Genomic DNA, 26,838 nt, shown 5'->3' with positions numbered 1-26,838 from the left:
TATTAATGTATTATAGAGTTTAAAATAAAAACGAAAATGATTCCTAAAACGGATACTAAGGATTCCATAACGGTCCATGATTTGAAAGTATCTTTCAGGCTGATGTTAAAATATTCTTTGAACATCCAGAAGCTTGGGTCGTTTACATGAGAGCACATTAAGCTTCCTGCTCCAACTGACAGTACTAATAAGTTAGGATCAAGTCCGGCAGTTTGCAATAAAGGTAATAGAACCGTGGCGGTCATTAATCCGGCTGCTGTTGCTGAACCTACGCAAACACGAATGATCGCTGCCATCATCCATGCTAATAAGTAAGGATGAATGTTTATTTGTGTTAAAGCTGTAACGATAGTTTCGTTTACACCGCTCACAATCATAACTTCTTTCAGACCGCCGGCTCCTCCAACAATTAAAACGATTAAGGCAACATCTTTAATCGCAACGGCATAATCCTCCATTACAGAGGTGATGCTGCGGTTCATTCTAATGCCTAAAGTATAAGTACAGATCAGTAAAGAGATCAGCATGATCATGCTTGGTTCTCCAATTGTTTTGCAGATATCTCCTAAAGTTTCATTTTTAGAAATCATTGGTAATATCGAAGTCACCGTTAATCCGAAAACCGGAAATAAAGCAGAAAACAGACTGAGTGAAAAACTTGGAAGTTTGCCTTCGTTTACAACTTCTTCAACGTTTAAGATTTCATGATCGGATTCGGTTTTGATGTTTTTGAGTAAATTCGAAAACAGTAAACCTGCAATAAAAATGGTTGGTATGGCAATGATAATTCCGTAAACTAAAACGAGTCCAAGATCGGCATTAAAAATACTGCTTAAGGCCATTGGAGACGGATGTGGGGGCAAGAAACCGTGTGCTACTGAAAGCGACGCCAGCATTGGAATACCGAGATATACTTTTGAAAGCTTAAATTGATGGGCTACTGAGAAGATTAAGGGTACTAACAAAACAAAACCAACACTATAAAATAGAGGTATCCCAACAATAAATCCGGTAATCATTAAGCCAAGGCGAACGTATTTTTTACCCGTCCATCCCATAACAGTTTTGGCAATGACATTGGCGGCACCTGATGAAACGGTAAGTTTACCGATACAGGTTCCGAAAACAATAATCAGCGTAATCGATCCTAACATTTCGCCCAAACCTTTTTGTACGGTTTGTGACAGAGTGTTTATTGGCAGGCCTAAAAAAAGGCCTGCTAATAAAGCTGTTATGATAAAGGCAATAAACGGATTGATTTTAAGCCAGGCGATCTGGACGATTAGAAACGCAATGCATGCCGTAAGAATTAATATGCTCATTTATCTTTTTTGTATTATTATTTATCCCACCAGATTCTTGTAGTAAAAGTATCAGGTCCCTGACGTTTAACTGCTTCAGCTAAGTTAGTTGAATTCACGGAATATTCGCTTACCGGGTATTTGATACGTCTTGGAATGGTTCCGTTAGTAACGTTGCCCGGAAAGTTTACTGGTGTTAAAACCGGGTAGCCTGTTCTTCTCCAGTTGGCATAAATTTCCTGCTCGTCTACAAATAGCGCTATCCAGATTTGGCTGTGTATCTGATTCATCTTTTGATCAAAGGTTCCAGTCACATTATAAGGATTTGCTGTTAGATACGGTGTTGCGTCTGTAATTGCATAGTTTGCACCGTAAATTCCCATATTCAGGAAAGATGCTTTTACGGCTTTCTCATATAAATCTTTATCGTTCTCAGCGGTGTACCATCCTCTTATGGCCGCTTCGGCCAGATAAAGGTTGGTTTCAGCATTACTCAGGATCATCATAGGAGCATCATATCGGAATACAGTACTTTGGTTAGGCTCAGAATAAGTGCCTTGTTCTGCCGCAGACGGGGCAGTTTTAGTTCCGTTAGGGAAACCTTTTTGTACAGCAGGATCTGTGTTTTGTACAGTTCCCTGCCAAACACCAGAATAAACACTAAGTCTTGGATCTGAAGTAGCTTTTAGTACATCGATAAAAGTTTTGGCTAGCTTCCCCCCCTCTGTATTTTTTTGTCCAAAGGAATCTTTTGCAAAATCAAGACTTCTGGAGTCAATACCGGCAGGATTTCTGTTGAAATCATTCGGGCCATCCGTATATTTAATGAGTGCATTGTCCGTTGCGTTTACGATTACTCCTCCGGTAATGGCTTTTGTTACCCAGGTTTTGGATAATGCAGGATCAACTTTTGAAAGTCGTAAACCAAGACGAAGCATTAGAGAGTAAGAAAACTTTTTCCATTTGGCTATGTTGCCTTCATAGATAAAATCGGCTTTACCAAAACTTGCTTTGGCCGGATCTAAGGCAGCGGCTGCTTCATCAAGTTCTTTTAGTAAATCTTTATAGATGAATTCCTGACTGTCGTATTTTGGAAGAAAATGCTCGTTTGTATAGGCTTTTGATGCTTCAGTATAAGGGATATCTCCGTATAAATCGGTCATACGATGGTAGATATAGGCCTTCCAGATTCTTGCGATGTTGAGTTTGTTGCTCTCGACCGGATTGTCCTTTAAAGTATTAATTACCGTTTGGATTTCATTGACAGCAGTTGGATAACCTCTGTTGAAGTAAGCAGAATAGTAAGACTCATTGTTTAGGTACTTGTCTCCCACACCTGATGCTTCTTTGTAGGTTGCATAATGCTGCAACATACCGCCACATTGCAACACATTGGTAAAAAAGTAATTGTTGTTTAACCCATCAAGCTGTGACTGACTAAAAATAAAGGTAGCATTTGGTACTTCAACAGAGTTGGGGTTGGTGTTGATTTCTTCAAAATCTTTGGTGCAGGCTGTCATACTTCCTAAAAGTATACCTGCCATATATAAAATGGTTCTCTTTTTCATGGTTTTGTTCTTTAAAATTTAACATTTAAACTTAATCCGAAACTTCTTGTTCTAGGTACTCCAAATTGTTCTATACCCTGAGCATTTCCGGCACTAAATATAGATTCAGGATCTACATTTGGTGTCTTCTTGTAAAGAATGAACAGGTTTCTTGCGATAAAAGAAACTGAAGCTCCCTGAAGTTTGGATAAAAAACCGAATTTTTCAATTGGCAGCTGATAGCCAATAATTACTTGTCTTAGTTTTATGAAACTGGCATCGTAAACAAAATAAGAAGAGATATTTCTTAAACCGTCATAATAAGTTCTTAGATCTGCCGGTGCAATAACCATATTTACAGGATTTCCTTTAGTATCAACACCCGAAATTGGTAATCCGTTCTCACGACCTTCCAGTGTCATTTTGGTCAATCCCATACGGGTTCCGTACAAGTCTGTTCCAGAGTATAAATCTCCACCAAATTTACCATCAATTAAAAAGCTGAAGGATACTGATTTGTATTTGAATTCATTACTGATACCTGCCGACCAAGGATGAACACCCTGTCCTAGTTCTTCAAGAGGACCTTGTGCAACAGTTGCAGTATTGCCACTTACATTATACACGGTGTTACCATTGGCATCTTTAAGAGGTTTGTATCCTTTTATAATACTGTAAGGACGACCAACGTCGCTGTTAACGGTAACATATCCGTTTACAGAAGTTGCCATCGTAAGCGAATTTAACTGACCTGTAAGTGATTCAACGGTATTTTTGTTATAAGATCCGTTGATGCTGGCTTCCCATGAAAAATTATCGTTGTTGATGATCTTTCCGCTCAGCAAAAGTTCAACTCCGGTATTTTTCATTTTTCCAAGGTTCAGTAAAGCGGTTCTTGCTCCTGATGCATTTGAGATGGTAGTTTCTACAATGTCATTAGTAGTTTCTCTGTTGTACCAGGCAAAATCAAGATTTAAGCGGTTGTTAAAGAACCCCATGTCTGTTCCAACTTCTACTGTTGTTGAAGTTAATGGACTTAGTGTTGAATTTGGAACTCTTGAACCTGTTGTGCTTTGTAGGTATTGACCGTTGTGTCCGCCCTGAATCATAGAGTATGATTGGTTTAAAGCATACGGATCCGGAGTAGCTCCACCCACTTGTGCCCAGGAAGCTCTTACTTTACTGAATGAAATCCATTCCGGCATTTTTACGATGTCTGAAAGAATAACACTGGTACCTACTGATGGATAGAATATCGTATTGTTGTCTTTTGAAAGAGTAGAAAACCAGTCCTGACGTCCTGTGAAGTTTAGGAAAACCACATTTTTGTAATCTAAATCTGCTGCGGCATATACAGAATTTGTTTTTGTTTTTCCGTAAGGATAGGCATAGGTTATAGTGGCAAGATTAGTTAAAGAGTAGAAGTCGTCTAATATAAAATTAGATCCGTCTATTCTAACTTCATCTCTTACATTGGTACGAGAATTGACCCCAATTAAAGCGTTCAAAGAGAAATCTTTGTAGATGTTTTTCTTAGTGTAGTTCAGAATGGCTTCTGAGTTTAAATTGGATAATTTTACTTTTGAACCCTGCCCGTATCCAACAGGATTGTTTAAACTTGTTTTAGGAATGTACGCATAAAAATCGTAATTAGTATAATCTTGCCCAATTCTTCCCTGAAGGAATAATTCAGGTGTAAAGTTCACTTTTACATTTAGCATTCCGATAAAGCGGTTTTTAGTATCGCTGTTCTTAATTTTATTGACAGCGAAGTAGGGATTTGTTGCCACTGCAACGGGATTCCAGGCTACCTCTCTGCCATTTGCATCATAACCCGGAGAAAGATTTCTGATGTCGACGGTATTGGCGATCATATAAGTTGCCCAGTTAGGATTTGCTTCTGCATCAGATACTGTAGTTCTATTCTCTGTTTTGTCGATATTGTATTGGGCTACAACGTCAAATTTTAACCAGTTTGTCAGGTTAACATTACTTGCAATGTTGACACTTTTTCGATTAAAAGAAGTATTAGGTACGATGCCCTGATTGTCCATATTCATAAACGAAAGACGTCCGGATGCTTTGTCGGTTCCTCCTGATAAGGCAAGTGAGTTGATAAAAGTAGTTCCGGTTTGGTAGAAGTTTTTAATGTTGTCTTTTTGAGGAGAGTAAGGTCTTTTTACACCGTCGAACTGAACCACGTCTGTTCCGTCCATTTTTGCTCCCCATGACCAGCGGCCATAATCTACCGCCTCAGCTTGAGTTGTAGGTTTTTTGCCCAAAGCTCCTGCGCCATATTCATATTGCCAGTCTGGTTTAATAGCCGGAGTTTCAAAAGTAAAGGAAGTGTTGTATTCTGCACCAATTCCTTTTTGAGCCGATCCTCTTTTAGTTTGAATTAAGATCACACCGTTTGCAGCATTTGCACCATACAGAGCGGCAGCGGTCCCTCCTTTTAATACCGTGATGCTTTTGATGTCATCGGGATTGATAACAGAAGTTCCATCACCTCGGTCTACGTTAATTCTTGGTGATCCCGGTGCATTTCCGGTACCCGGTAAATTTAGTTGTGTATTGTCTATTGGAAGGTCGTTTACAACATACATGGGTTGGTTATTTCCGTTTAAGGAACCGTTTCCGCGAATTACAACTCTGGTTGATCCGGTTGGACCTGTTGCAGTACCACTCACGTTTACACCGGCAATTTTTCCTGCCAGGGCATTGGTGATATTCGTTTCTTTGGCTTTTGTAAATTCAGTTCCTTTAAGTTCGGTTACTGCATAAGAAATTGCTTTTGTACTTTTTTTAACTCCCAGTGCAGTTACTAAAACCTGTTCCAATACATTTTCCGCAGGTTTTAAACTTATGACTACATCTGTTACCTTATCTAGTTTATATTCTAAAGTTGTATAACCCATGTAAGAAATGATGATGTGAGTTTCATTTTCCGGAACATTTAATTTAAATTTTCCTGTTTCATCGGTTATAGTAGCTGCTTTCGAATTGCCTTTTGCGTAAATAGTAGCTCCGGCAATTGGCATCCCATCGTCCTGACCAATGATTTGGCCTGAAATTTCAATCTGATTGCTTTTTTGTTCAAAGAAGTGCGTTTTAATTGCAGCCTCTTTTGCATTTGCTGAGAAGATTACTCCCCCAATAAATACTAATGAAATTAGCTTTGCTTTCATAATACTTTGGTTTTCATGTTTTATTTTGGTTTTATTGGCGATCAAATATATAGATAATTTTTATTTGTTTGCATTTTTTTTGCATAAAGTGCATTTTTTTTGCAATATTTTTTTCTGAAATGTTTTTATAATCCCAAAGAAGTGAGGTTTCTAAGGGTGTTCTGAGAAAATTTTGCAGAATGAGTTTTTTGGGGAAGAATTTATTTTAATCTTAAAATTCGTATTTTTAGAATAGTAAGAATAGGCGATTCGGTCTGTTTTTGATCGGAAAAGTCTAAAAAAATACCACTCGCAATTCAATACAAATTACGAATGGTATTAGGATCAACATGAAAGGAGTGGTATTGGGTTAGGGTTAATCGTTTAATCTACATCCCACCATAGTTTAGCGAACCAGCTGTTGTTGTTGTATTTGGCACTGGCGGCAAGGTAGTTCTCTTTGTTAGCGGTAGATTCTTCAGGCGGATAAGGCAATCTTGAAGGCATAATTCCGTCTGTTGTTGATCTTACAGTTGTTATTTTAATTAAAATTGGAAAATTTACACGTCTATGATTGCTGTAAGCTTCCATTCCGTTTAAGAATAAAGTGAGCCATTGTTGGGTTGCAATTTCTTCAAGTTCTTTTCCCGGTGTAAGGTTTTTTGTGGCTAAAAAGGCAGTAATAGCATCATTGTCAATAATGCTGGCATCTTTAAAAATAATCCATTGTCTGATTCCGGCTTCAATTCCTTTTTTGTAGAGAGTTTTGGTGTCTCCGGTGTATAGATTTCTGAAAGAAGCTTCTGCTAAAAGGAGTTGTGTTTCGGAGTAAGTAAGGTGCAGGTATGGGGCACTGTTTTCGTATAAGTAAGGTTGTATTCTAGACAGACCATTGCCTCCTCCGGGTGCGAATTCGTATCCATATATGTTTGGGTCAATACCAACATAATTGCCATTTACGGGTAGGAACCATATTTTTTTTCTCGGATCATCTCCCAGTGCATTAAGTATCGTGATGGTAGCACGGTCGTTCAATTCATTACCTTTGAAGGCATGAGAAAGTCCATTACCGTTGTTGGTGGCGCCATTTGTTTCCGGAAGAGTCGAGTCGTGTTTCATGAAACAATTGTCATCATTGCTGGTAAATATACCATTGGTAACGGCTTTTTGAATTTGCTCTTTGGCAAGGGCAGGATCTACTTTTGAAATCCTCATCGCACAGCGTAATCTCAATGAATTAACCATTTTTTTCCATTTTGAGATATCGCCGGCATAAAAAATATCTCCTTTTATTGGGTCGGTACCGGATTGTAGTTGACTATAGGCTTCGTCCAGAAGTTTAAAAAAGTCAGTGTAGATATCCTTTTGGCTGTTGTATTTAGGATAGAGAATTACTTTGTGATAGCCTAAACCTGCTTCAAAGTAGGGGATGTCTCCATATAAATCTGTGAGACGCTGGAAAGCCATTACCTTCAGCGTTTTTGCTAAGGCATTCATATTTTTGTATTCCGGTTTTCCGTTGGTTTTTTCGGTGAGATCTACTACATTGCGTATTAAGCCTCCGCCATAATTTGCGTTCCAAAGTGCTCCCTGATGTTCTGTACTGGCAGCGTAGAAAGAGCCGTAAGTTGTAGTTGCCCATGCTGCGCCCAGATGCTGCACAAATCCTTCTCCATATATAAGATTGGCTCTCCACTGTTCAAAGATTCCGCCGGAAAGGGCAGCCTCGACTCCGGTTAATTGTAAGTGAGGAGCTACACTTAAGAAAGATTCCGGATTGGTATTGGTTTCTCTAAAAAGCTCATCGTCTGCGCAATTGGTTGTGCTAAGCAATAAAATTACACCCAGCATACAGTTCGTTAAATGTGTTATATGTTTTTTCATTAGGATCAAATTTGAGTGTTAGAATGATAATTGTAAGTTAAAGCCATAAGATCTTCGGTAAGGTAAAGAACCATATTCGAAACCTTGTCCATTTCCGTTTGTATAGGTAGATTCCGGATCGATGTTTGGAACTTTAGAGTATACATTCCATAGGTTTCTGCCGATAATAGAAAATTTAAATCTTTCGAATCCAGTACCTTTTAGCCATTTTTTTGGAAAATCGTAACCTATAGAGACTTCTCTCAGTTTTACGTAGGAGGCGTCATAAACAAAAGGTTCCGGTGTAGTGTTGTCGCCATACAAACTTCTCCAGTACGTTTGTGGGTTTACATATCGGGTGTTATTTTGATATCCGGTTACATTACCCGTATTATCTCTAACTTCGGTTACTCCTGGAACAATAAGACCTGCAGTTGGAGTTAGCTGACCTATTTGATTTAATGTTTTTCCCGCTGCGACCTGTTCGGCAACCCATGCGTTGTACCCGTCTCTTCCTTCTAAGGTCTCATTTGTTAGCCCGTTATAAGCAGCATAAGCATTGGTCATTGAATAAACTTTGCCTCCAAATTTCATGTCAAAATTAGCTCGAAGACTAATTCCTTTGTATGAAAATTCATTTGTTACACCGCCAATCCAGTCCGGAGCAGTTCTTCCTAAACTCTCATAACCATCAGTTAAAAGAGGAAGTCCGTTCGATCCGATAATGACTTGACCATTTGGGGATCTCTGGAACTTTCTTCCGTAAATTTCGGTAGAACTTTCTCCTACTTTGGCTACAATTTGTGCGCCGGCCCATCTTGCATTAGATACTACCTGAAGATCAGTTTGATCGGTTAGTTCAAGTAATGTGTTTCTATTTCTTGCAAAATTTAGAGTCATGTCCCAATTGAATCCATCAGGATTTCTAAAAATTCCTCCAGTTATTAAGGCTTCAAAACCTTTGTTTTCAACTGCACCGGCATTGGCATTAATCCCTACAAAACCAGAGGCCTGTGAAACGTTTAATACGATTAGCTGGTTTTTAGTTCGGGTGTAGTAATAAGATAAATCAAGTTGTAAGCGATTTTTGAAAAAACCTAAGTCGGCTCCCACCTCGTAACTTGTAGTAAATTCTGGTTTTAAGTGGTTGTTCGGAAGGATGCTGTTTGTTATGGAGCCTATTGAATTGCCGTATAAAGGTTTGGATTGTATGTTATAATAAAGAGCTGTATTGTAAGGTGTTTCCAATGCTTTTGCAGTACCGGCCCATGAAGCTCGGATTTTTCCAAAAGTCAGTACATCGCTTTTAATGTCGAAACCATCAGTAAAGATAAAACTCGAAGATATTGACGGATAAAAGTAGGAGTAATTATTATTGCCTGATGTGCCAACAGCTGTGGCTAAAGTGGAGTTCCAGTCGTTACGTCCGGTAAAGTCTAAAAACAGATAGTTTTTATAGTTGGTTCTTAAGTACGAGTATAAAGAACGTACGAGTATTTCGTCGTTTGTTTTTGGATTCAGAATACTGGATACGAAATTAGCTTGTTTGTTGATTCCATTTGTAATCATATCGCTAAGTGCTACCCCTGAAACTATTCTTTGAGAGTTTCTTTGATTGGCTCCAACACCAAAGGTTACGTTAAAATCTCCAAACGATTTTTGAGCGTTCAATAAGGCTTCTGCGTTGTATTCCTGAAAGGTGGTGTTGCTGTTAATCAGAGAACCATTTTGTCTGGAGTTCCAGGTGCTTCCGGCGTTAACAAAATCGGAGCTTTCAAATGTAAAGCGGTCAATTCCGGCTCTTGCAGTAGCGCTTAACCAGCTGGTAAGGGCATAAGTGGCGCTGAAATTTCCGAGAATTCGGTTTTTTTGCGTTTCGTTTTTATTTTCGTTTAGTACAAAATAAGGATTTAGTCGGTTAGGGTCTGAGTTCCATGGATAATATATGCCGTTTGGGTCTTCGTAATTTTTTAACCAGGCCTGGTCAATATTTGGTGCTATTGCAGCTACAGATAATCCAAGGTTGCCGGCATCGTCGGATAACGAAGGTCTGTTGTCGGTGTTCTCGGTGATATAGCTAAATTTTGCATCTAGGGTCAGTTTCTGTATTTGTGAATTAACGCCCAGTGTAAAAGTATTTCTTTTTAAACCGCTTTTAGGAACGATGTCAGTAGCGTCAAGATTGGAGTAATTTAATCTAAAGCTGGTATTGTCTCCTCCTCCTGATAAACTAAAGCTATTATTAACGGTTACTCCAGTTCTGAAAAAATCTTTAATGTTATTTTTTACATTTTCATAAGGTTTGTAAGAGCCGTCAAAAATTCGTGTTGTAGTATTGCCAGCCGATCCAAATTTAGGTCCCCATGCACTTGTAGTGGCATTTTTTGCATTCGCAATATCATTTGGATTTGGGAGTAGACCATTTGAGCCCGTACCATATTGTCTCTGGAAATCGTTATAGGTTGTGTTAATTTGGTCAAAAGTGGTTGTTCCGTTATATTCTGCTTTTAATGAGTTTTTTTTTCCTTTTTTGGTGGTAATAACGATAACTCCGTTGGCACCGCGCTCTCCGTAAAGTGCACTGGCGGCTCCCCCCTTCAGCACAGAAATGTTTTCGATGTCGTCCATGTTTAAGCTGGATAATCCATCCCCATTATCGACTCCATCTGAATATCTCCCTGATTTAGAATCAGTGACCGAGGCTAGTCCGGTATTGCCTAAAGGAACTCCGTCTACAACAAATAGAGGCTGGTTGTCACCGCTAATAGATCGGTTTCCTCTTATGACAATGCGGGAACTGCTTCCAAAACCCCCCGTAGTTTGTGAGATGTTAACCCCTGCGACTTTTCCGTATAAAGATTGTGCTACGCTTAGTGTGGGATTATCTGCTAAATCTTTTCCTTTTACATCCTGGAAAGAATAGCCCAGTTCTTTTCTTTCTCTTTTTATGCCTAATGCAGTAACTACCACGCCGGAAAGGGCTGTTGCGGCGGCTTCTTTCATTTTTATGTTGAGGTTGTTAGAGTTGCCTACAAGGATATTTTGTGATTCTAATCCTAAAAAGGAGATCGTCAGTGTTTTTCCTTCTTGTACGTCGATAGAGAACTTGCCGTCAAAATCGGTCGTGGTACCTCTTTTTTCTTCTTTTATACTTATGGATGCTCCCGGTATCGAGATGCCATTAGTGTCGGTCACCGTTCCTTTGATGGTTTTTACTTGCGCCTGGGTGACCTGTATCGCAAAAAAGAACATAAATAATAAAATAGTTTGTTTCATTCTTTGGGTTTTTAGTTAGTTGAGGTTTATTGATTGGTTGTTTTTTTGTCTCACTGGTGAGGTGAGAGAATTTCTTAATTCGTTTCCTGAAGACGAATTATTGCAAATAGAATCCTGTTACTTTTACTACAGTTGTGGTCTTTGTTGTGGCTTTAGTAGTATGATTTAAAATGATAAGGAATCTACTTGTGTTGTTTTAGTTTTTTGCTTTTTTATTGCAAATGGTTCTTGGTGGTTTGCAAGAATCGTTGTTGGCGGTGCGCCCTTTAAAATAGGGTGTTTTTTCATAATTAAGTGTTTTTTAGGGTTTTATATTTTTTTAATCAGCGGTCAAATATATATAAATTATATTCATTGCTAGCAATATTTTCGCATAAATTGTGCAATATTTTTGCATAATTTTTTTTGATAATGTTTTTTTATTCTGAAAAATCCGATATTTACTGGGTTTGCAGCTATTTGTAGGAGGGTTTGTGAAAGTCAAAACTTAATTGGTCATTTTGTTTTAAAAAAAAGTACTTTTACCATATGAAAATCGCACTTATACAATCAAATCTTTATTGGGAGAATGCTTCAGAGAATAGAAAGCAATTTGAAGCCAAAATCAGTCTAATCGATACTGACGTTAATCTGATCGTGCTGCCGGAGATGTTTTCAACGGGATTTACCATGAATGCTGCTGCAGTTGCCGAAACAATGCAAGGGGAAACGATTTTCTGGCTGCAATCTTTAGCAAAACAAAAAAATGCAGCTATTGTGGGAAGTCTTGTTATTGTTGAAAACGAGAAGTATTACAATCGAATGGTATTTGTTTTTCCGTCAGGTGAAATTCAATTTTATAACAAACGTCATCTGTTTTCACTTGCGGGAGAAGATCAGTTTTACACCGGCGGAAGTGAGAAAGTAATTGTGGATTATCTGGATTGGAAGATTTGTCTGCAGGTTTGTTATGATCTGAGATTTCCGGTTTTTGCCAGAAATGTCGAGAATTATGATGTATTGTTGTATGTGGCCAACTGGCCGAAAGTGAGAACCAATGCCTGGGATGCCTTACTTAAAGCACGTGCCATCGAAAATCTCAGTTATGTGATTGGAGTTAACAGAGTAGGGCTGGATGCGAATAATTTTGAACATATTGGGCATTCACAAGCGGTCGATTTTTTAGGAAATTATATTCTCGAACCACAGGAAACCGAGGATACTTTTGTGGTGGAATTGGATAAAAACGCCATGCTGGAAACCCGAAAAAAACTCGATTTCTTAAGTGATAAAGATGTCTTTAGAATCGATTTTTGATTCTAATTCAGAAGATTATTTTTGAGGTTCTTCTAAGACGATAATTTCGTTCTTAGGATTTTTGGTGCGGACAGCAATTTTTTGGTACACCCATTCTGTTCCTTTTTTGAAGGCGGAAATGTTTAGTTTACCCTTTCTTTTGGCTCCGTTGACTCTTACCGATAAGTTGACGGTATTGTGGTTGTTAGAATATATAACGGTTCCTTCCAGAATAGCCAGTCTGTCAATAGGTTCAATTCTGCCAATATTTTCATGTATGTCAGGATTCCTATTAGCTTTTTCAATTGCTTTTTCAAAAAGAAGATCGTCTGAATAGGCTTTGGCAATATCAGTGATGCCTTCTTGAGAGGTTGATGCAGCTGCGAGCCCGATTAAAAGTATAGATAGGAATACTGATGGTAAAAACCATTTCCAGTTTCTTTTGAACCAGCTTTCTTTTTCAACCAAATCATTTTCCATAGCGCCGCGTTCAGATGCTAAAATTTAAAAGGCTTTCCTTTTTTTCTCGTCGTCTTTTTTCTTCTTTTCTGCTTGTTTTTTCTCTACTTCAGGATTGAATGGGATACTTAAATCAATAGCCTGATCGACATCCCAATTGGTACGGACATCTACAGGGGTTTGGTAATAGAATACTTCTTCGGCGTACTTTTTATTCAGAAAGTCTCCCGAGTCGTAAATTTTGTTCTTATTGTCGTCGTAGATTATTCTGATGGTAAATTTTTCAGGGACTAATAAATTGAATTCAATTTTAGTCTTGCCTTCAGAGTAGTCACTGGCGTATACAACATCACCTTTTGCGTTAGTCGCTTCAACAATAATGGGGAAACGTTTTACATTTTTTAGGTTCAGAACCAGGTTTCCATAATCGGCAGGTTCTTTTGTGCTTAGTTTAATGGCCAGAGTGTCATTTGCTTTGTCGTAAAAATCAGTCAGTGCGCCCGGGAAAAATGTTATGCTGTATTTTTCAACTGGTTCTTTTTTGAAATCAACGTAGAGTTTTTGCTCAAATTCATCGTATTCTGTAGTAAAATCTACAGCAGTAGAATCTTTGTTGACCAGTCGAATTTTCGATTTGTCAAATTTTACCAGCGGGGTAGCTGATTCTAAGGTAAATCGATCTCTGAAATTGATGATTCCGTTTTGAACTGCGGTTATGTTTAAAGTGTCTTTCTTTTGGTCCTTAATCTTTACGCTAAATCTTTTGTTGTATTTTTCTTTACTAACCTCTACTGCCAAAGAATCTGCTTTAGCTTTTAGAGGTTTATACCAGATTTGCAGGGAATCCTTTTTAGGAAAAGCGGTAACAATTGATTCAATTGTTTCGTTTCCGTGTTTCAGGACTACTTTAGGTTTCGAAAGTTTAAAGTTTTGTTTGCTTTCATAAGGGAGGTACAACCTGTTTCCTGAGGCTTGTACAGGTTTTACAGCTTTAAATGGAAGAACTTCTTTGAACAATTCCAATTCGAAAACAGTATCATTTGGAACGGTAATATAGTGTTTGATAAAACCGATTTTATCATCTTTAGGATTGTATCGGTTATTGTTTCCTTTGTCTTTCAGAGCCATCAACAGGTATTTTCCGGCCTTTAAATTTTCTAATTTGAAAGTACGTAAACTGTCCAGTGTATTAGTGATGTAGCGTGGGCTTTTCTTGTAAATTAAGGAGTCCTGGTAGGTGTCGTTTATCTCATAAAGCATCACCGAAACAAAATTATCTACTTTTTTTTCATAAGCGTCTTTAATTTGTCCACTGATCGAAAGCGAATCAATAGAAGGGCCCGTTGAAAAAATATATTTGAACTGGTTTATTGAGTTCCCTTCGTTGTTGTCTGCTATACTTTGTCCGAAGTTAAAGCTATAGGTAGTGTTCGGTTGTAAAGTGTCTTTTATTTTAATTGTGATTACTTTACTTGCGGTAGTAGGTAAAATCAACGGCTCATATTTCATTGGTGGTGAAATAATAAGCTGCTTGTTGAGGTTTTTAAGTTTTACATACTCGTCAAAACCCAGAATAATTTCGTTGCCTTTAAAATCAGTGCTAAAATTTTTTGGCGAGCTGTATTTTAGCACCGGTGCCAGAGTGTCTTTTAGTCCGCCGGTAATGCTGCCGCGTTTGGCACAGCTTAACATAAAAAAGACCAGTAAAAATGCAATATATCTAAAGTTGTTTTTCAACATAACGGTTTCTGAATTTGATTGCACAAAATAACAATTATATTTGCTTTAATTGAAACTTTTTAGCCATTTATTAGGATTTGCAGCTTTTGCAAATTGCGCTTTTTTTAAAATTTCAAAACCATAACAGCGAAGAATTTCTTACTTTTGGGTTAAAATATAATTTCTCCTAAGTTTTGATCAAAAGATTTTTTATTGGTTTCCTGATTCTTTTTCTGATTTCCTGCAGTAAGAATGAAAAGCCGGTTGTTGCTTTTTATTATTGGAAAACCATTTTGAAATTATCTGAAACCGAGAAGCTTGCTTTGAAAGATAATGAAGTTACTAAACTTTATATTCGGTATTTTGATATTGGCCAGCATCCCCAGACCAAACAGCCCATTCCGCTTAGTCCGATTCGTTTTCAGGATGATGTAACCAAGTTCGAAATTGTACCCGTAGTATTTATTCAAAACAAAGTCATGTTATCGGCTCAACTTGATGTCGAGGATCTGGCACAGAAAACAGTTCATTTGATTAAAGAAATCAGTACGAAGAACAAAATTACATCTCAGGAAATTCAGATCGATTGCGACTGGACTCTTAAAAGTAAAGACAACTATCTTAAGTTTATTGAGAATGTTAAAAAGCTTTCCGAAAAAAAACTCTCTGCGACAATTCGTTTGCATCAGGTGAAATATTTTAAGAAAACCAAAATTCCGAACGTAGATTCCGGAGTTTTGATGTACTACAATATGGGGGCAATTGCTCCCGATTCCTTAAATTCAATATACGATCAGAGAATTGCGGAACGTTATTTAAAGAGCCTGAAAAAGTATCCGCTGCATCTTGATTTTGCTTTGCCTATATATTCGTGGGGGATTCACATCCGAAACCAAAAAGTGATTGGTTTGCGTTCTAAAATGAATGTGACCGAACTTAAAAGTGATCCAAATTTTCAACAAGTAAGTGGGATCTTTTTTAAAGCGAAAAAATCCAATTATAAGAATGGGGTTTTTTACGAAGAAAGTGATCTCTTAAAAATAGAGGGAATTACGGCAGAAGATTTAAAACAAATGGCGGATGAGCTGGGTGAGAATGTAGCACAGCAGCCAAAAGAAATTATATTTTACGATTTAGACGAATTCAATTTAAAAAACTATGAAAAGAATATTTTTGAACAAGTTATTTCTTGTTTCTAGTGCGGTTTTACTTTTTGTATACGGAGTAATTTATGCCTGTGCAGATGGCGATTGGGATTATTTTGGATCGTACAGTTCTAATTTTACTCCCGAAACTTTTGCAGACAAATCGTATGCACCGCTTTTTTTATCGGGTGGGATTTTCTACGGAATTGGTTTTGATACCGAGCACAATTCCCGTTTCAATAAAGATATTAAGTCTGATTGGGGAATCTATCTTAAAGGAAAAATCGATACCACTACCGTAAATTATTTTTTAATTGGAGATGAAAAACCGGATTATTATTCGGAGAATAAAAGTGCGATAAAGAACAAGGAAGAAATCAAAGATCTTCATGTGTATTATAAAAGCAAAAAAGAAAATAAATCCTCTTTGAAATGGGGGAAAAAGATCTCGCTGAAGGATGATAAAGTAAAAAGCTTTGTTGAGTTTTTGTATCTGGCACAAAAAATAGAAACCGTTTCGATCAACAGAGATTACTGGAGTTACGATCCGGTGGTGGCAAAAACGTTCAACGATGCCAAAATGATTCAGTCTATCGAGAATGTTTATAATACGACTTCGGACCCTTTTCTGAAAAACAGGTATTGGTTTCTGACCATGAAAGCTCGTTTTTACAGCAACAACAAACAAAAAGCAATTGATTTTTTTAATAAAACAGAAAAATCAGTTCCTAAAAATGTGTTGTATTACCGTGCGCTTTCCTATGTAGCGGGAGTCAATCATAAGCAAAATAAATATGCAACTTCAAATTATTTGTACGCACAGGTTTTTGATAAATGTCCGGAGTTAAGAATAGTTACTGCTTATAGTTTTAGTCCAAAAAATGAAACCGACTGGAATAAGGCTTTAACGATGGCCAAAAACAATAAAGAAAAAGCAGCGCTTTGGGCTGTTCGCGGTTATTATAAAGATGAAAAACAGTCCATCGAAAAGATATATGAATTAGATCCTAAAAGCGAGCATCTGAATTATCTGGCAACGCGATTAGTGAACAGACAAGAGGAGGCGATAAATAATTCTTTCCAAAAGGATGGGGGAGAAAATCAGCCGATGAAAAAACTTACGGTGGCTGAAAACAAAACCGAAAATCAGGTTAAGGTGGATCAAAAGACATTGGATTTAATTGCTAAAATTTCGGCAGCAGGGAATACAGACCGACCTTACTTATGGGATTTGTCTCTGGGGTATTTGCAGACTTTAAAAGGAGATTATGCCAATGCAGATAAGAATTTTGATAAGGCGGTAAAAACGCTTCCTAAAACAGAACTGGCAGGAATGCAGCTTCGTTTGCTTCGTTTTGTAAATAACTTAAGCAAAATAGATAAACTTACGGATAAAAACGAAAAAACAATTCTCGCCGATTTGAACTGGCTGTATTTTGAACTTCCAAAAAATTACAAAGGACAGGAATTTCGTTATCAGAATGCTTCTTCGTGGAGCAGAAGTTATTTGTCGACGCTTTACCGAGAAAAGGGGAATCCGGTAATGGCTGAAATTTATGGCGAATCGCGCTATAGTTATTGGAACGATGGAAATTCATTTTATGACAATGAAAAAGTTTTATTAGACATGAAAGCTTTCTTGTCTAAATCCAATAAATCTGAAATTGAAACTATCGGAGCAGGAATTTATAGTTTGAAACTAAAAGATATCAATAATTTTCAGGCGGTACAGGCAACCTTTAAAAATAAAATTCCGGAAGCCATTGAGTACATGAAACAAACCGATTCGGTTCAATACAGCAAGTTCCTGGGGAATCCGTTTAACGGAAATATAAAAGATTGTCACGACTGCGATCACACGGCGTATCAAAAAAGAAAATATACTTTTATGGATTTCCTGACAACCATAAAGGAAATGCAAGGCAAACTGGCTCAAAAAGAAGATGTGTATACGAACAGTTTATTGTTAGGTAACGCCTTCTATAATATTACGCACTTCGGAAACGGAAGAACTTTTTATGAAATAACGATTGTAGGTTACGGTTCAAGTCCATATTCGTTCAGGGATTCGATGAAGCGAATGATAACCAATTGCGATCTTCCTAGAATGTACTACCAAAAAGCGTTGGAAGCGGCCACAACAAAAGAGCAAAAAGCAAAATGTATTTATATGCTGGCGAAATGCGAACGAAACGAATATTACAATAATAAGTACAATAACCTTAAAAACTGGTGGGAAGCTGACGACGATAAAATTAATTTTATTGCCTGGAGCGGTTTTAAAGCGCTGCAGAAAGACTATTCGGATACAAAGTATTATCAGGATGTTATTGCCGAATGCGGTTACTTTAATACGTATGTAAATCAATAATTGAAACTAAAATTTAGAGGTTATGGTAAATAAAATTGAGCATATCGGAATTGCCGTAAAGAATATGGAGGACGCCAATGTGCTGTTCGAAAAATTATTGGGCGTTCCGTCCTATAAAATGGAGTCGGTAGAAAGTGAAGGAGTTTTAACCTCGTTCTTTCAAACCGGAACCAATAAGATCGAGCTTTTGGTAGCTACAAACCCTGAAAGTCCAATCGCAAAGTTTTTGGAGAAAAAAGGAGAAGGAATTCATCATATTGCTTTTGATGTCGAAGATATTCATGCCGAAATCGACCGTTTGAAAAACGAAGGTTTTGTACTGATTAACGACGTTCCTAAAAAAGGAGCCGATAATAAATTAGTGGTTTTTCTGCATCCAAAGAACACAAATGGGGTTCTGGTGGAACTTTGTCAGGAAATTAAATAAAAAAAAATCTTTTTCTGATTCGAAATAAGCAGTTGAAAATCAATTGTGTTTTAGGAAACACAGGCTGTTGTTTGAAATTAAATGCAAATCATCTCCCAAAATATTTGGTGTGAATGAAAAATAGTAGTAATATTGCATCCTCAAACCGGTCCTATAGCTCAGCTGGTTAGAGCACCTGACTCATAATCAGGTGGTCCCTGGTTCGAGCCCAGGTGGGACCACAGAAATTCAAGCCTTTACAGCAATGTAAAGGCTTTTTTTTATTTTATCAATTAATTCGGATCAATAGTATAAACCGGACAGGTTTTTAAAACCTGTCTGGTTTATTTGTTTACAAAGAGAGAAAACCTATTTGGTCATTTCGGGAGCAGCTATTAAAAAAAGAATATACTGTAACTTTTTTTGTAAGAAAAAGAATATATTTGTAATCTAAAGTGACAACGAACCACCTTCTAGGGGTAATCTACATTACTGAATATGTTTTTTACCTGTTGCTGGTTATAAAACTTAATTATTATCTTTGAATTATGAGCACACTAACAAAACCAAATCACATAGGGCGAAAAATTAGCCGTATTCGTGAACTTCGTGATATGAAACAGGAAGCATTGGCGCAGGCTTTAGGTACAAGCCAGCAGGCGGTTTCGAACATTGAAAACAGTGAAACACTGGATGATGACAAGCTTTTGGCAGTAGCCAACGCTTTAGGAGTTACTGTTGAAGCAATTAAAAATTTTTCAGATGAAGCTATGATCAGTTATTTTAATACTTTTAATGATAGTCCAAATAATAATTTTGGCAACCACCATTGTGCTTTTAATCCTCTCGATAAAGTGGTTGAACTTTACGAGCGTTTGCTTCAGGCTGAAAAAGAAAAAGTAGAATACTTAGAAAAAGGGCAAAAAGGGAAATAACCTTTAATCGATTTAGATGAGACCGTTTCATATAGTGAAGCGGTTTTTTTATGCTTTGTTTTTCAGAGATTCCGGAAATTAGTTTAATTTTTCTTTACCCGTACCAAAAGTATAAGTATATCCAACGTAAGGAAAATATTTAAACATTCTGACCTGTTCTAAGTTAAAGGTGCCATTACTTAAACTTGTTTCAATGATAAACGGTGGAGATTGTCCTATGAGATTGTTAATTCCAAAATACAATCTGTTTTGGTTGCCGGATTTCGTTTTTTTTGTTTTTGAGACGCCAACATCTACATTGTAATTTCTCGGTAAACGGTAGTTATTAGGTCTTGATATTTCGTTGCTTTGGTTTGGATCTACTGGGTACGAGTCTTTTTTGTCATTATAGGAAAAAGAGTCTGGCGCCGAGATTAAAACACCGGAACTATAATTAAACATGGTGGATATGACCCAGGATTGATTAATATTCCAGATAACAGCTCCTTTTATTTGATGGGTTATATCGTTTGGAGAATTAAACGTCTGACCATTATTTATTGCGGGAAATCTCAATGTCGATTTGCTCAGGGTATACGATGCCTGTACATCAAACTTTTTGAACTGCTTGGAAAATTCAAGTTCCAGGCCTCTTGAATTGCCAAACCCGATTAGAGGGGATTCTGTTTTGTCCTGATCTGAAGCATCATAAAGGGGTGGGTACATTAAAATATTGGATACTTTTTTTTGGTAAAATTGTAGTCTGATGTATCCTTTGTCTAAAGTTTTTTCATAGCCTGCCTCATAAATAAAAGCTTTTTCCGGAGGTAATAGATCGGTACTCGGCATGCGTAAATCTGAAGGTAAGGCATAGGTGTTCCTGGCAATTTGATGATAAAATTGCTCCATTATGGCATAGGAGGCAAAAAGACTATTAGAAGTGTTGTATTTATAAACCAAACTGGTACGAGGCTGAAAAGATTTATAAACCTTGTTTTTAGTTAAAAAAGTTGCGTAATGAAGACCCGCTTTTATTCGAACTTTATCAGACAGCGTTATATCATTGTCCCAGTAGGTTTTGAAATGTAGTGACTTTATCAATTGATCACGCTCAATAGTGTTATTGGAAAAATAGGTCATGTTTATTCGTAAACCTATCGCACTATTTAGGAATGACGACCAGTGATAATTCAGGTTGTTTTCGATACCTATATCTGTAATGCGAAACTTTCTGGTTCCTTTTTCATCTTCATTGGCAAACAGGTTGTTGTAGTTGCTTAGCATTAGAACCGAATTCTGAAACAGTCTGGGATTGTATACCCTGTTCCAGCGCAAAGAAAGTGTTCTGTTGTTCCAGGTAAGCTGAGGTGCTTCGGAAGAAAAGAAATTTACACGAATAAGATCTCCGCCGGTATAGGCGCCAAGATACAGTCGGTTGGAGGAATTAATAAAATAGTTAATTTTAAAATAGGCATCATACATCCGGTATTTAAAATTAATATCCTGATCAAAAATCGCTTTGGTCAAAGCATCAATCCAGCTTCTTCTTGCACTAATCATAAAGGACATCTTGTCTTTTATGATAGGTCCTTCAATCATCGCAGAACCCGTTAGTAAGCCAATATTGGCAGCCCCATGGTAGGATTGCATGTCGCCATCTTTTGTTTTAACATCTATGACCGACGATAGCCTTCCTTCGTAACGAGCTGGAAAGCCGCCTTTGAAAAAACTTATTTGTTTGATGGCCTGCGAATCGAAAATAGATAATAAACTCGTAAAATGATTGTAATTGTAAATAGGAACACCATCTAATAAAACCAGATTCTGATCGCTCGAGCCTCCTCTTACATTTAAAGAAGTGCCATAGGTGCCCGGTTTTAGAGTAAGAAGTTTTAGCGGGTCTGATTGCCCCATTAGAAAGGGAAGAGTGTTAACATGCTGCGTATCGACGATACTGGAAATCTCATTTAAAGGTTTTTTGGATGACTTAATTTCAACCGGAGCAAGGGATAGTCCCATTTCAAGATTGAAGTTTTTTTTAATGGTTTTGTTTACCAGTATCGTATCTGTTTGTGAAGTAAAACCGGTATAACTCGCATTTATGATGTACTTGTTTTCGGGCAATGTTAGCGTATAATAGCCGTAATCATTACAATTAACAGCTATATTTGTATTTAACACCCGAACGGTAGCGTAGGGTAGTGCTTCTTTACTGTCTCCAGCATAAACAAATCCGCTAATAGTAAAGGGGGAAGGAGCTCGCGAAACGGTGTAAATAATTATTTTATCATCTCTCTCCAGAAATTTTACTGATTCTGTTGCAAAAAGAAGATTTAGCAGTGTCCCTAATTTATAAGTTCCTTTGCTGATCTTTATCTTTTTGCCAAGATGAAGTTTGTTATTGCTTAGGGATAAATTTGCGCCTTGTGCTATAATGGCAGTAATATAGGCTCCGATACTATCATTTTCTATTTGGATAGTGATCTTTTTTTCCAGCAGGCTTGTTTTTTGTGCTTGTACAGATCCGGCACAAAAGAAAAAGACAAAAGAGCATATAATGATTAACCCGTTATTTATAAAAGAATTACTTTTCACACGATATGTTTTTCACCCAAACAGTATTGCCTTTTTGGGTATAACTAAGTCCAAACAATAAACGGAATTCTTCCAATATTTCTTTTATGGATTCGTTCTTGAAATTTGTGGTAACGGTGCAGGAATCAGAGATTTTGCCTTCCACCTGTATTTTAATATGATAACAATCTTCAATATCCTGAAAAGCTTTTTGAAGTGGAGTATTTTCGAAAGAAAGTGACTTTGTTTTCCAGGAGAGTAAGTTTTTGTTGGCTGTGTCACTTTTAATTAATCTGTTGGAAACATAATGAACCGCTTGTTTTTTCTCCAAAATGACTGTTTGACTGGTAGGAGTGGCGGTAACCTTGACTTTTCCTGTAATTACTGCTACCGATTTTTCTTTTTCTTTTGTTGTTACAACAAAAGAGGTTCCTAAAACTTTTACTGATAGAGTGCCTGTATTTACAGAAAAAGGCTTGCTCTCGTCGTGTTTTACTTCAAAGAAAGCTTCTCCATTTAAGCTGACAGTACGGTTGTTCCACAGAAATCTTTTATAGGTAATACTCGAGTTGTCATTCAAAGTAACTAAAGAACCATCACTCAATTCGATACTTTTTACCTGTCCATTAGCGGTTTGAACAGTTATCTCGGTATTTGCATACAAGAAGGCGAACGTACTTATTAAAATGAAAACGGCGGCAACTGCCGTTGCGTAGATGTATTTTTTGTACAACTGAAATACGGTTGGCTTTGTGGATGATAAATTTGGCGCTATGCGGTTCCAGGCATTCCCTGTTTCAAATAACTGAGGAGAGTCTAATGGCTGACTTTCTGCAAAAAAAATCTTAAGCGAAATATATTCGTCAGGATTGTTTTTTATCCAATTCATTAATACAGCTTCTTCCTCAGGTTTAGTTTCTCCTGAAAAATGTTTTGCTAACAATACATTAATATCTTGGCTGTCCATGGTTATACCTCTTTTAAATAAAACACAAATTCTTTTAAAACCCCCACTATATAATAACTAAAATACCATATTTTAAAGAAAATAATTAAGTTGGGATGCTGTTTAACAAACTCTCGTATATGTCTGATGGCTTTGCCCATCTGATTTTCTACTGTTTTTACTGATATTTCTAATTTCTCTGCAATTTGTTTATAGCTTAATTTTTCAATACGGCTCAGTTTAAAAATTTCAAGACATTTTGGAGAAATTCCTTTAAATGCATCTTCTATAAGTTGGTTTGCTTCTGGTAAGGGCTTCGTTTCTTGGATTTCTTCGGTAATATCGATAGACATTTCATCAATGTCAAGCATATAGGTTTTTTTTCTCAGAATGGATATACATCGGTTCTTAACAGCTATATACAGGTAATATTTGAGACTCTTTTCAGAAAGTAAATCCTTGCGGGTTTCCCATATTTTTATCATCAGTTCCTGCACCACATCTTCACTTTCATCCCTATCCTGAAGATACTTATAGGCATAATTGCATAAGGGCTGATAAAGCTCGCTGAACAATTGTTTAAAATGCTTTAGGTCCTCATTCATATCATAAAAAGTAGGGGTATTTTAAAATTTTATAGCAGCGTATAGGGGTATTTTAATTTTTAGCGTATTAATAATAAGGCAATATAAAATATTCTTGCCGCGATTTTAAATTTATTAACTATAAAGTAATTAAAACAAATGAAAAAGTCAATTATTGTATGCGCAATTTTTTTAACAATCAGTTCAATTGCAGTAAATGCACAAGAAACTGGTAAACATGAATTAAATGTAACCTATAGCGACGGTATACCGATGACTTTTAGAGAAGGTTTTACGGAGATACTATCTTCTGCATTTTTAGGGCAAAAACCAGATAGGATAACATCTTTTGGAAACGTAGGCTTGGGTTATAGAAATCAAATCACCGAACGAATAAGAGTAGGGGGGGATCTTGCTTTTCAGCAGGAACAAATCGAACAAATCGATAAAAACAACAAACCTGTTGCTAAGAGAACCAATCTCTATTTTATGGCCATGCCAGTATTGTCGTTTAGTTACATAAAAACAGAATGGCTGGATTTTTACGGTTCGGCCGCTGCAGGTGTTATTTTGAACAAGTATACTAAAAAAGCACCTAACGAAGTAATCACTAAAGACAATACTATAGATTTTGCTTTTCAGGTTAATCCTGCAGGTCTTCGCATAGGTAAAAAATTTGGTGGATTTGTAGAAGCAGGATTTGGACATAGAGGAATTATCAGTGCAGGGTTAAACTATAAATTTTAAACAGTAGTTTTTAGAAAAAACAAATTGCATAACTTGTTCATAGATGGCTAAGTATTAAAAGTACTTAGCCATTTACTTTTACAAAAAGATAAGTTGTCTAAAAAAAACAACTCCCCCTGTTTTATTTATAGGAATAGATGTCTTTTTATTCAAGGGAACAACAAATTACTTTTTTGTGTTTTTACATCACATCGCTTTTTTTAAAATTATGCAATCCTTTTATTGTGGTGAAAGGAGTTTAGATTTGTAAAAAACAGAAATGGGAATTTTGTATTAGAAGTGATATTTTGCTGCCACAGATATATTTCTGCCCGATGCATTGATACCCGATGCAAAAACGCGATACTGTAGGTCTAAAATATTTTCAATTCCGGCATAAACCGACAGATTTTTATTGATAAAAAAGGCTGTTTTAAAATTAATCGTTTGCCATGCAGGCATACCTCCTTTAGGAGCATATTTTTCGTTGTCCTCACCATTCATAGAATAATCACTGATGTCTTTCTTACCATTAAATAACGTATAGAAATCCAGAAGCATCACTTTATTTTCATATTTCAATCCTGCTTTTCCATACATTGGAGAGATATGATCCAAAGGAGTATTCCCCGCACGGTCCATTATTTCCCCTTTGGTAAAAGTTACCGTACCATAAACTCCAAGTGGTTTTGTGATAGCCATTTTCAGGGTGGAAGAAAGACCTCCTATGTAAGCATTTCCTTTGTTTTGCATAGCAAACACCTCGCTTTGCACTCCTTCGTAAATCACCGAACTCTGTCCATTATATAAAAAATGATCGGTAACAATGGCATCAAAAAGGCGGGTATAATAAACCGTATTGTCAAGCTGAATTCTCTTTCCCTGTCCGAATGTTACAGTTAAATCGGCGGTTACTGATTTCTCAGGAGCAATATTTCGATTAGGGACAATCAAGGTTCCGGGCACTGATTCGAAAAGTTTTCCTAAATCATCTACATTTGGGACTCTGTAGCCCGAAGCCAAATTGAAAACCAATTTAGTACTCTGAATATTCTTCGCAATTCCGGCAGTAGCGCTATACGTGAAGTTGTCCTGCTTGATGATATCATATGGAAGTTGGAAAAAAGAATTATTGGCAATAGTGCTTTTTAAGGCAGAATAACCGGTACGAATACCCAAATTATAGAAAGTAGTTTCGTTTATTTTTTCATTATAAGTTGCAAAAACATCTGCTCTAAAGGTATGATTTATACCGTTTGGGTAACGAGTATCTGTCGGAGTCACAATACCGGTGATACGGTTTGAACTGGTAGCAGTCGAGTTCAGATTATCATAAAAGAATTCGGTTCCGTAAAGCAAATCACCCTTGCCCAGTTTTCTTCTGAAATCTGCATTAAAAGCAAATACATTTACTTTTTCGACCTGGCTTTTAGTTTTATCATCGTTAAATTTTCTTGAGATTCTGCTTTCTTCAATATTTTGATAGCTCACTCCAAGATTCATATCACTGTCGAACAAGGCTTTTTGTTTCGAAAATTTATAAGCCGAAAGGAATCTTTTTTGCGGACCATAATTCCAAACAGCATATTTCAGCCCCGAACACGATGGATCTGTAAGGCGATCGTATCTAGGCACATCTGAAGAAGACGAATACTGCAGATTCAAGCTGTGCTGTGTATCTTCATCCTGTTGAAAAAGGATCTTTTGCATGGCATTATATTGCTTATATCCGGAAAACTTCTGAATAAGCGGATTCTCATTCTGTATCAGATTATCTACATTATTCGTAGTTTCAACATATTGAGGACGCTCGCCAAAAGATCCATTTTTTCCATTAGCATTGGCCCCCATTCTCAAATCGCCGTAATTATTATACGAGAAAGAGGATAGAGAACTCCATCTTTTACCTGCAAAATTAATATCAAAATGTTGTGTAAATCCCATATTGGCACTGTTGTATCTTGACATTACATTTCCTGAAAACACTTTGTTATCAGTTTGGGACAGAAACATGGGGTTTTTGGTTCTCATATTGATGGCACCACCCAACGCATCGCTCCCAAAAATAGTAGATGCAGGTCCGAAAAGAACATCAATCTGTTCCAGCGAATTTTCGTCAACTGTAATGATATTTTGTAGATGTCCCGCTCTGTAAATAAGGTTGTTCATTCTGATTCCGTCCACCAGAAGCAGAATCTTATTGGCTTCAAACCCTCTTAGTATTGGGCTTCCTCCACCTTGTTGCGATTTCTGAACCGCTACTGTACCAGTGTTGGCTAGTAAATCGGCAGTATTTTGGCTTTTTTGAAATTCTATTTCCTTTTGCGAAATGCGTTCCGTATCCTGCGTCGACTTGGCGTAACGTTCTTTAATGATCTGTATCTCTTTTAATTTTTTGGGCGCTGTAGTGTCGGCAGTTTGTTGCGAATAAGCTGTAAGAGCACCAAAGAATGCGATTAAAAAATGTATTTTTTTCATTTAATTTGGGGTTTATTTAAACTTTTCTACTGAATAGAAAAGTTGTTGATGTGATATTTTAAAACGTCAGAATTGCATAACTCCTAA

General features: G+C 37.0%; 18 protein-coding genes and 1 tRNA gene. 7 read left to right on the top strand and 12 right to left on the bottom strand.

Annotated features, from left to right (window positions below; all coding sequences use genetic code 11):
* Window positions 1-2 precede the first annotated feature (2 nt).
* From ACAM30_RS06470 to ACAM30_RS06445, 6 genes are all read right to left on the bottom strand, one after another.
* A complete protein-coding gene (locus ACAM30_RS06470; protein ID WP_369617734.1) occupies window positions 3-1,322 on the bottom strand; it encodes a GntP family permease in 1,320 nt (439 codons plus the stop codon).
* A 17-nt stretch (window positions 1,323-1,339) separates the two neighbouring features.
* Window positions 1,340-2,869 (bottom strand): SusD/RagB family nutrient-binding outer membrane lipoprotein, encoded by a 1,530-nt coding sequence (locus ACAM30_RS06465; RefSeq protein ID WP_369617733.1) that lies wholly within the window; start codon window positions 2,867-2,869, stop codon window positions 1,340-1,342.
* A gap of 11 nt (window positions 2,870-2,880) precedes the next feature.
* Window positions 2,881-6,036 carry a SusC/RagA family TonB-linked outer membrane protein gene (locus ACAM30_RS06460; RefSeq protein ID WP_369617732.1) on the bottom strand — a complete coding sequence of 1,052 codons (3,156 nt, stop codon included), beginning with the start codon at window positions 6,034-6,036 and terminating at the stop codon, window positions 2,881-2,883.
* Window positions 6,037-6,399: 363 nt separating this feature from the next.
* Entirely contained in the window at window positions 6,400-7,899 is a 1,500-nt protein-coding gene (locus tag ACAM30_RS06455; protein WP_369617731.1) for a SusD/RagB family nutrient-binding outer membrane lipoprotein, read from the bottom strand.
* An 18-nt stretch (window positions 7,900-7,917) separates the two neighbouring features.
* Window positions 7,918-11,154 carry a SusC/RagA family TonB-linked outer membrane protein gene (locus ACAM30_RS06450; protein ID WP_369617730.1) on the bottom strand — a complete coding sequence of 1,079 codons (3,237 nt, stop codon included), beginning with the start codon at window positions 11,152-11,154 and terminating at the stop codon, window positions 7,918-7,920.
* A 165-nt stretch (window positions 11,155-11,319) separates the two neighbouring features.
* Window positions 11,320-11,442, bottom strand: coding sequence for a hypothetical protein (locus tag ACAM30_RS06445; protein ID WP_369617729.1), 123 nt, complete (start codon window positions 11,440-11,442; stop codon window positions 11,320-11,322).
* Between the two features lie 240 nt (window positions 11,443-11,682).
* Here ACAM30_RS06445 and ACAM30_RS06440 point away from each other — a divergent pair, with 240 nt between their 5' ends.
* Entirely contained in the window at window positions 11,683-12,450 is a 768-nt protein-coding gene (locus ACAM30_RS06440; RefSeq protein ID WP_369617728.1) for a nitrilase family protein, read from the top strand.
* 15 nt (window positions 12,451-12,465) lie between these two features.
* Here ACAM30_RS06440 and ACAM30_RS06435 read toward each other — a convergent pair whose 3' ends face one another.
* Together ACAM30_RS06435 and ACAM30_RS06430 are read right to left on the bottom strand one after the other, a co-directional pair.
* Window positions 12,466-12,909, bottom strand: a complete 444-nt coding sequence (locus ACAM30_RS06435; protein WP_369617727.1) for a cytochrome c oxidase assembly factor Coa1 family protein — start codon at window positions 12,907-12,909, stop codon at window positions 12,466-12,468.
* A gap of 24 nt (window positions 12,910-12,933) precedes the next feature.
* The gene (locus tag ACAM30_RS06430; RefSeq protein ID WP_369617726.1) at window positions 12,934-14,628 is read right to left on the bottom strand and encodes an Ig-like domain-containing protein; all 1,695 of its coding nucleotides are present in this window, start codon (window positions 14,626-14,628) and stop codon (window positions 12,934-12,936) included.
* Window positions 14,629-14,801: 173 nt separating this feature from the next.
* Here ACAM30_RS06430 and ACAM30_RS06425 point away from each other — a divergent pair, with 173 nt between their 5' ends.
* The 5 genes from ACAM30_RS06425 (at window position 14,802) to ACAM30_RS06405 (ending at window position 19,464) form a co-directional block, all read left to right on the top strand.
* On the top strand, window positions 14,802-15,806 hold the full coding sequence (locus tag ACAM30_RS06425) for a hypothetical protein (protein ID WP_369617725.1): 1,005 nt from the start codon (window positions 14,802-14,804) through the stop codon (window positions 15,804-15,806).
* Window positions 15,766-18,123, top strand: a complete 2,358-nt coding sequence (locus ACAM30_RS06420) for a hypothetical protein (protein ID WP_369617724.1) — start codon at window positions 15,766-15,768, stop codon at window positions 18,121-18,123. Before ACAM30_RS06425 ends, ACAM30_RS06420 begins: the two co-directional genes overlap by 41 nt.
* A 22-nt stretch (window positions 18,124-18,145) precedes the next feature.
* A complete protein-coding gene (mce, locus tag ACAM30_RS06415) occupies window positions 18,146-18,550 on the top strand; it encodes a methylmalonyl-CoA epimerase (RefSeq protein WP_369617723.1) in 405 nt (134 codons plus the stop codon).
* Between the two features lie 147 nt (window positions 18,551-18,697).
* A tRNA-Ile gene (locus tag ACAM30_RS06410) sits at window positions 18,698-18,771 on the top strand.
* Between the two features lie 306 nt (window positions 18,772-19,077).
* Entirely contained in the window at window positions 19,078-19,464 is a 387-nt protein-coding gene (locus ACAM30_RS06405; RefSeq protein WP_369617722.1) for a helix-turn-helix domain-containing protein, read from the top strand.
* 78 nt (window positions 19,465-19,542) lie between these two features.
* Here ACAM30_RS06405 and ACAM30_RS06400 read toward each other — a convergent pair whose 3' ends face one another.
* Genes ACAM30_RS06400 through ACAM30_RS06390 form a run of 3 tightly spaced genes read right to left on the bottom strand, consistent with a single transcriptional unit; the run spans window position 19,543 to window position 23,568 of the window.
* Window positions 19,543-22,038: a TonB-dependent receptor gene (locus tag ACAM30_RS06400; RefSeq protein ID WP_369617721.1), complete on the bottom strand. Its 2,496-nt coding sequence runs from the start codon at window positions 22,036-22,038 to the stop codon at window positions 19,543-19,545.
* Entirely contained in the window at window positions 22,028-22,984 is a 957-nt protein-coding gene (locus ACAM30_RS06395) for a FecR family protein (RefSeq protein ID WP_369617720.1), read from the bottom strand. The genes ACAM30_RS06400 and ACAM30_RS06395 overlap by 11 nt, the downstream gene beginning before the upstream one ends.
* A 2-nt stretch (window positions 22,985-22,986) precedes the next feature.
* Complete coding sequence (locus tag ACAM30_RS06390; protein WP_369617719.1) at window positions 22,987-23,568, bottom strand: RNA polymerase sigma-70 factor; 582 nt, start codon at window positions 23,566-23,568, stop codon at window positions 22,987-22,989.
* A gap of 138 nt (window positions 23,569-23,706) precedes the next feature.
* On the opposite strand from ACAM30_RS06390, the gene ACAM30_RS06385 reads away from it, so the two are divergent.
* A complete protein-coding gene (locus ACAM30_RS06385; protein ID WP_369617718.1) occupies window positions 23,707-24,294 on the top strand; it encodes a hypothetical protein in 588 nt (195 codons plus the stop codon).
* 273 nt (window positions 24,295-24,567) lie between these two features.
* On the opposite strand, the gene ACAM30_RS06380 is transcribed toward ACAM30_RS06385, so the two are convergent.
* Window positions 24,568-26,751 carry a TonB-dependent receptor plug domain-containing protein gene (locus ACAM30_RS06380; protein WP_369617717.1) on the bottom strand — a complete coding sequence of 728 codons (2,184 nt, stop codon included), beginning with the start codon at window positions 26,749-26,751 and terminating at the stop codon, window positions 24,568-24,570.
* Window positions 26,752-26,838 lie beyond the last annotated feature (87 nt).

The sequence above is a fragment of the Flavobacterium sp. CFS9 genome, assembly GCF_041154745.1.
In the GTDB taxonomy this organism is placed as follows: domain Bacteria; phylum Bacteroidota; class Bacteroidia; order Flavobacteriales; family Flavobacteriaceae; genus Flavobacterium.
This window is presented reverse-complemented; position numbering and strand designations above follow the sequence as displayed.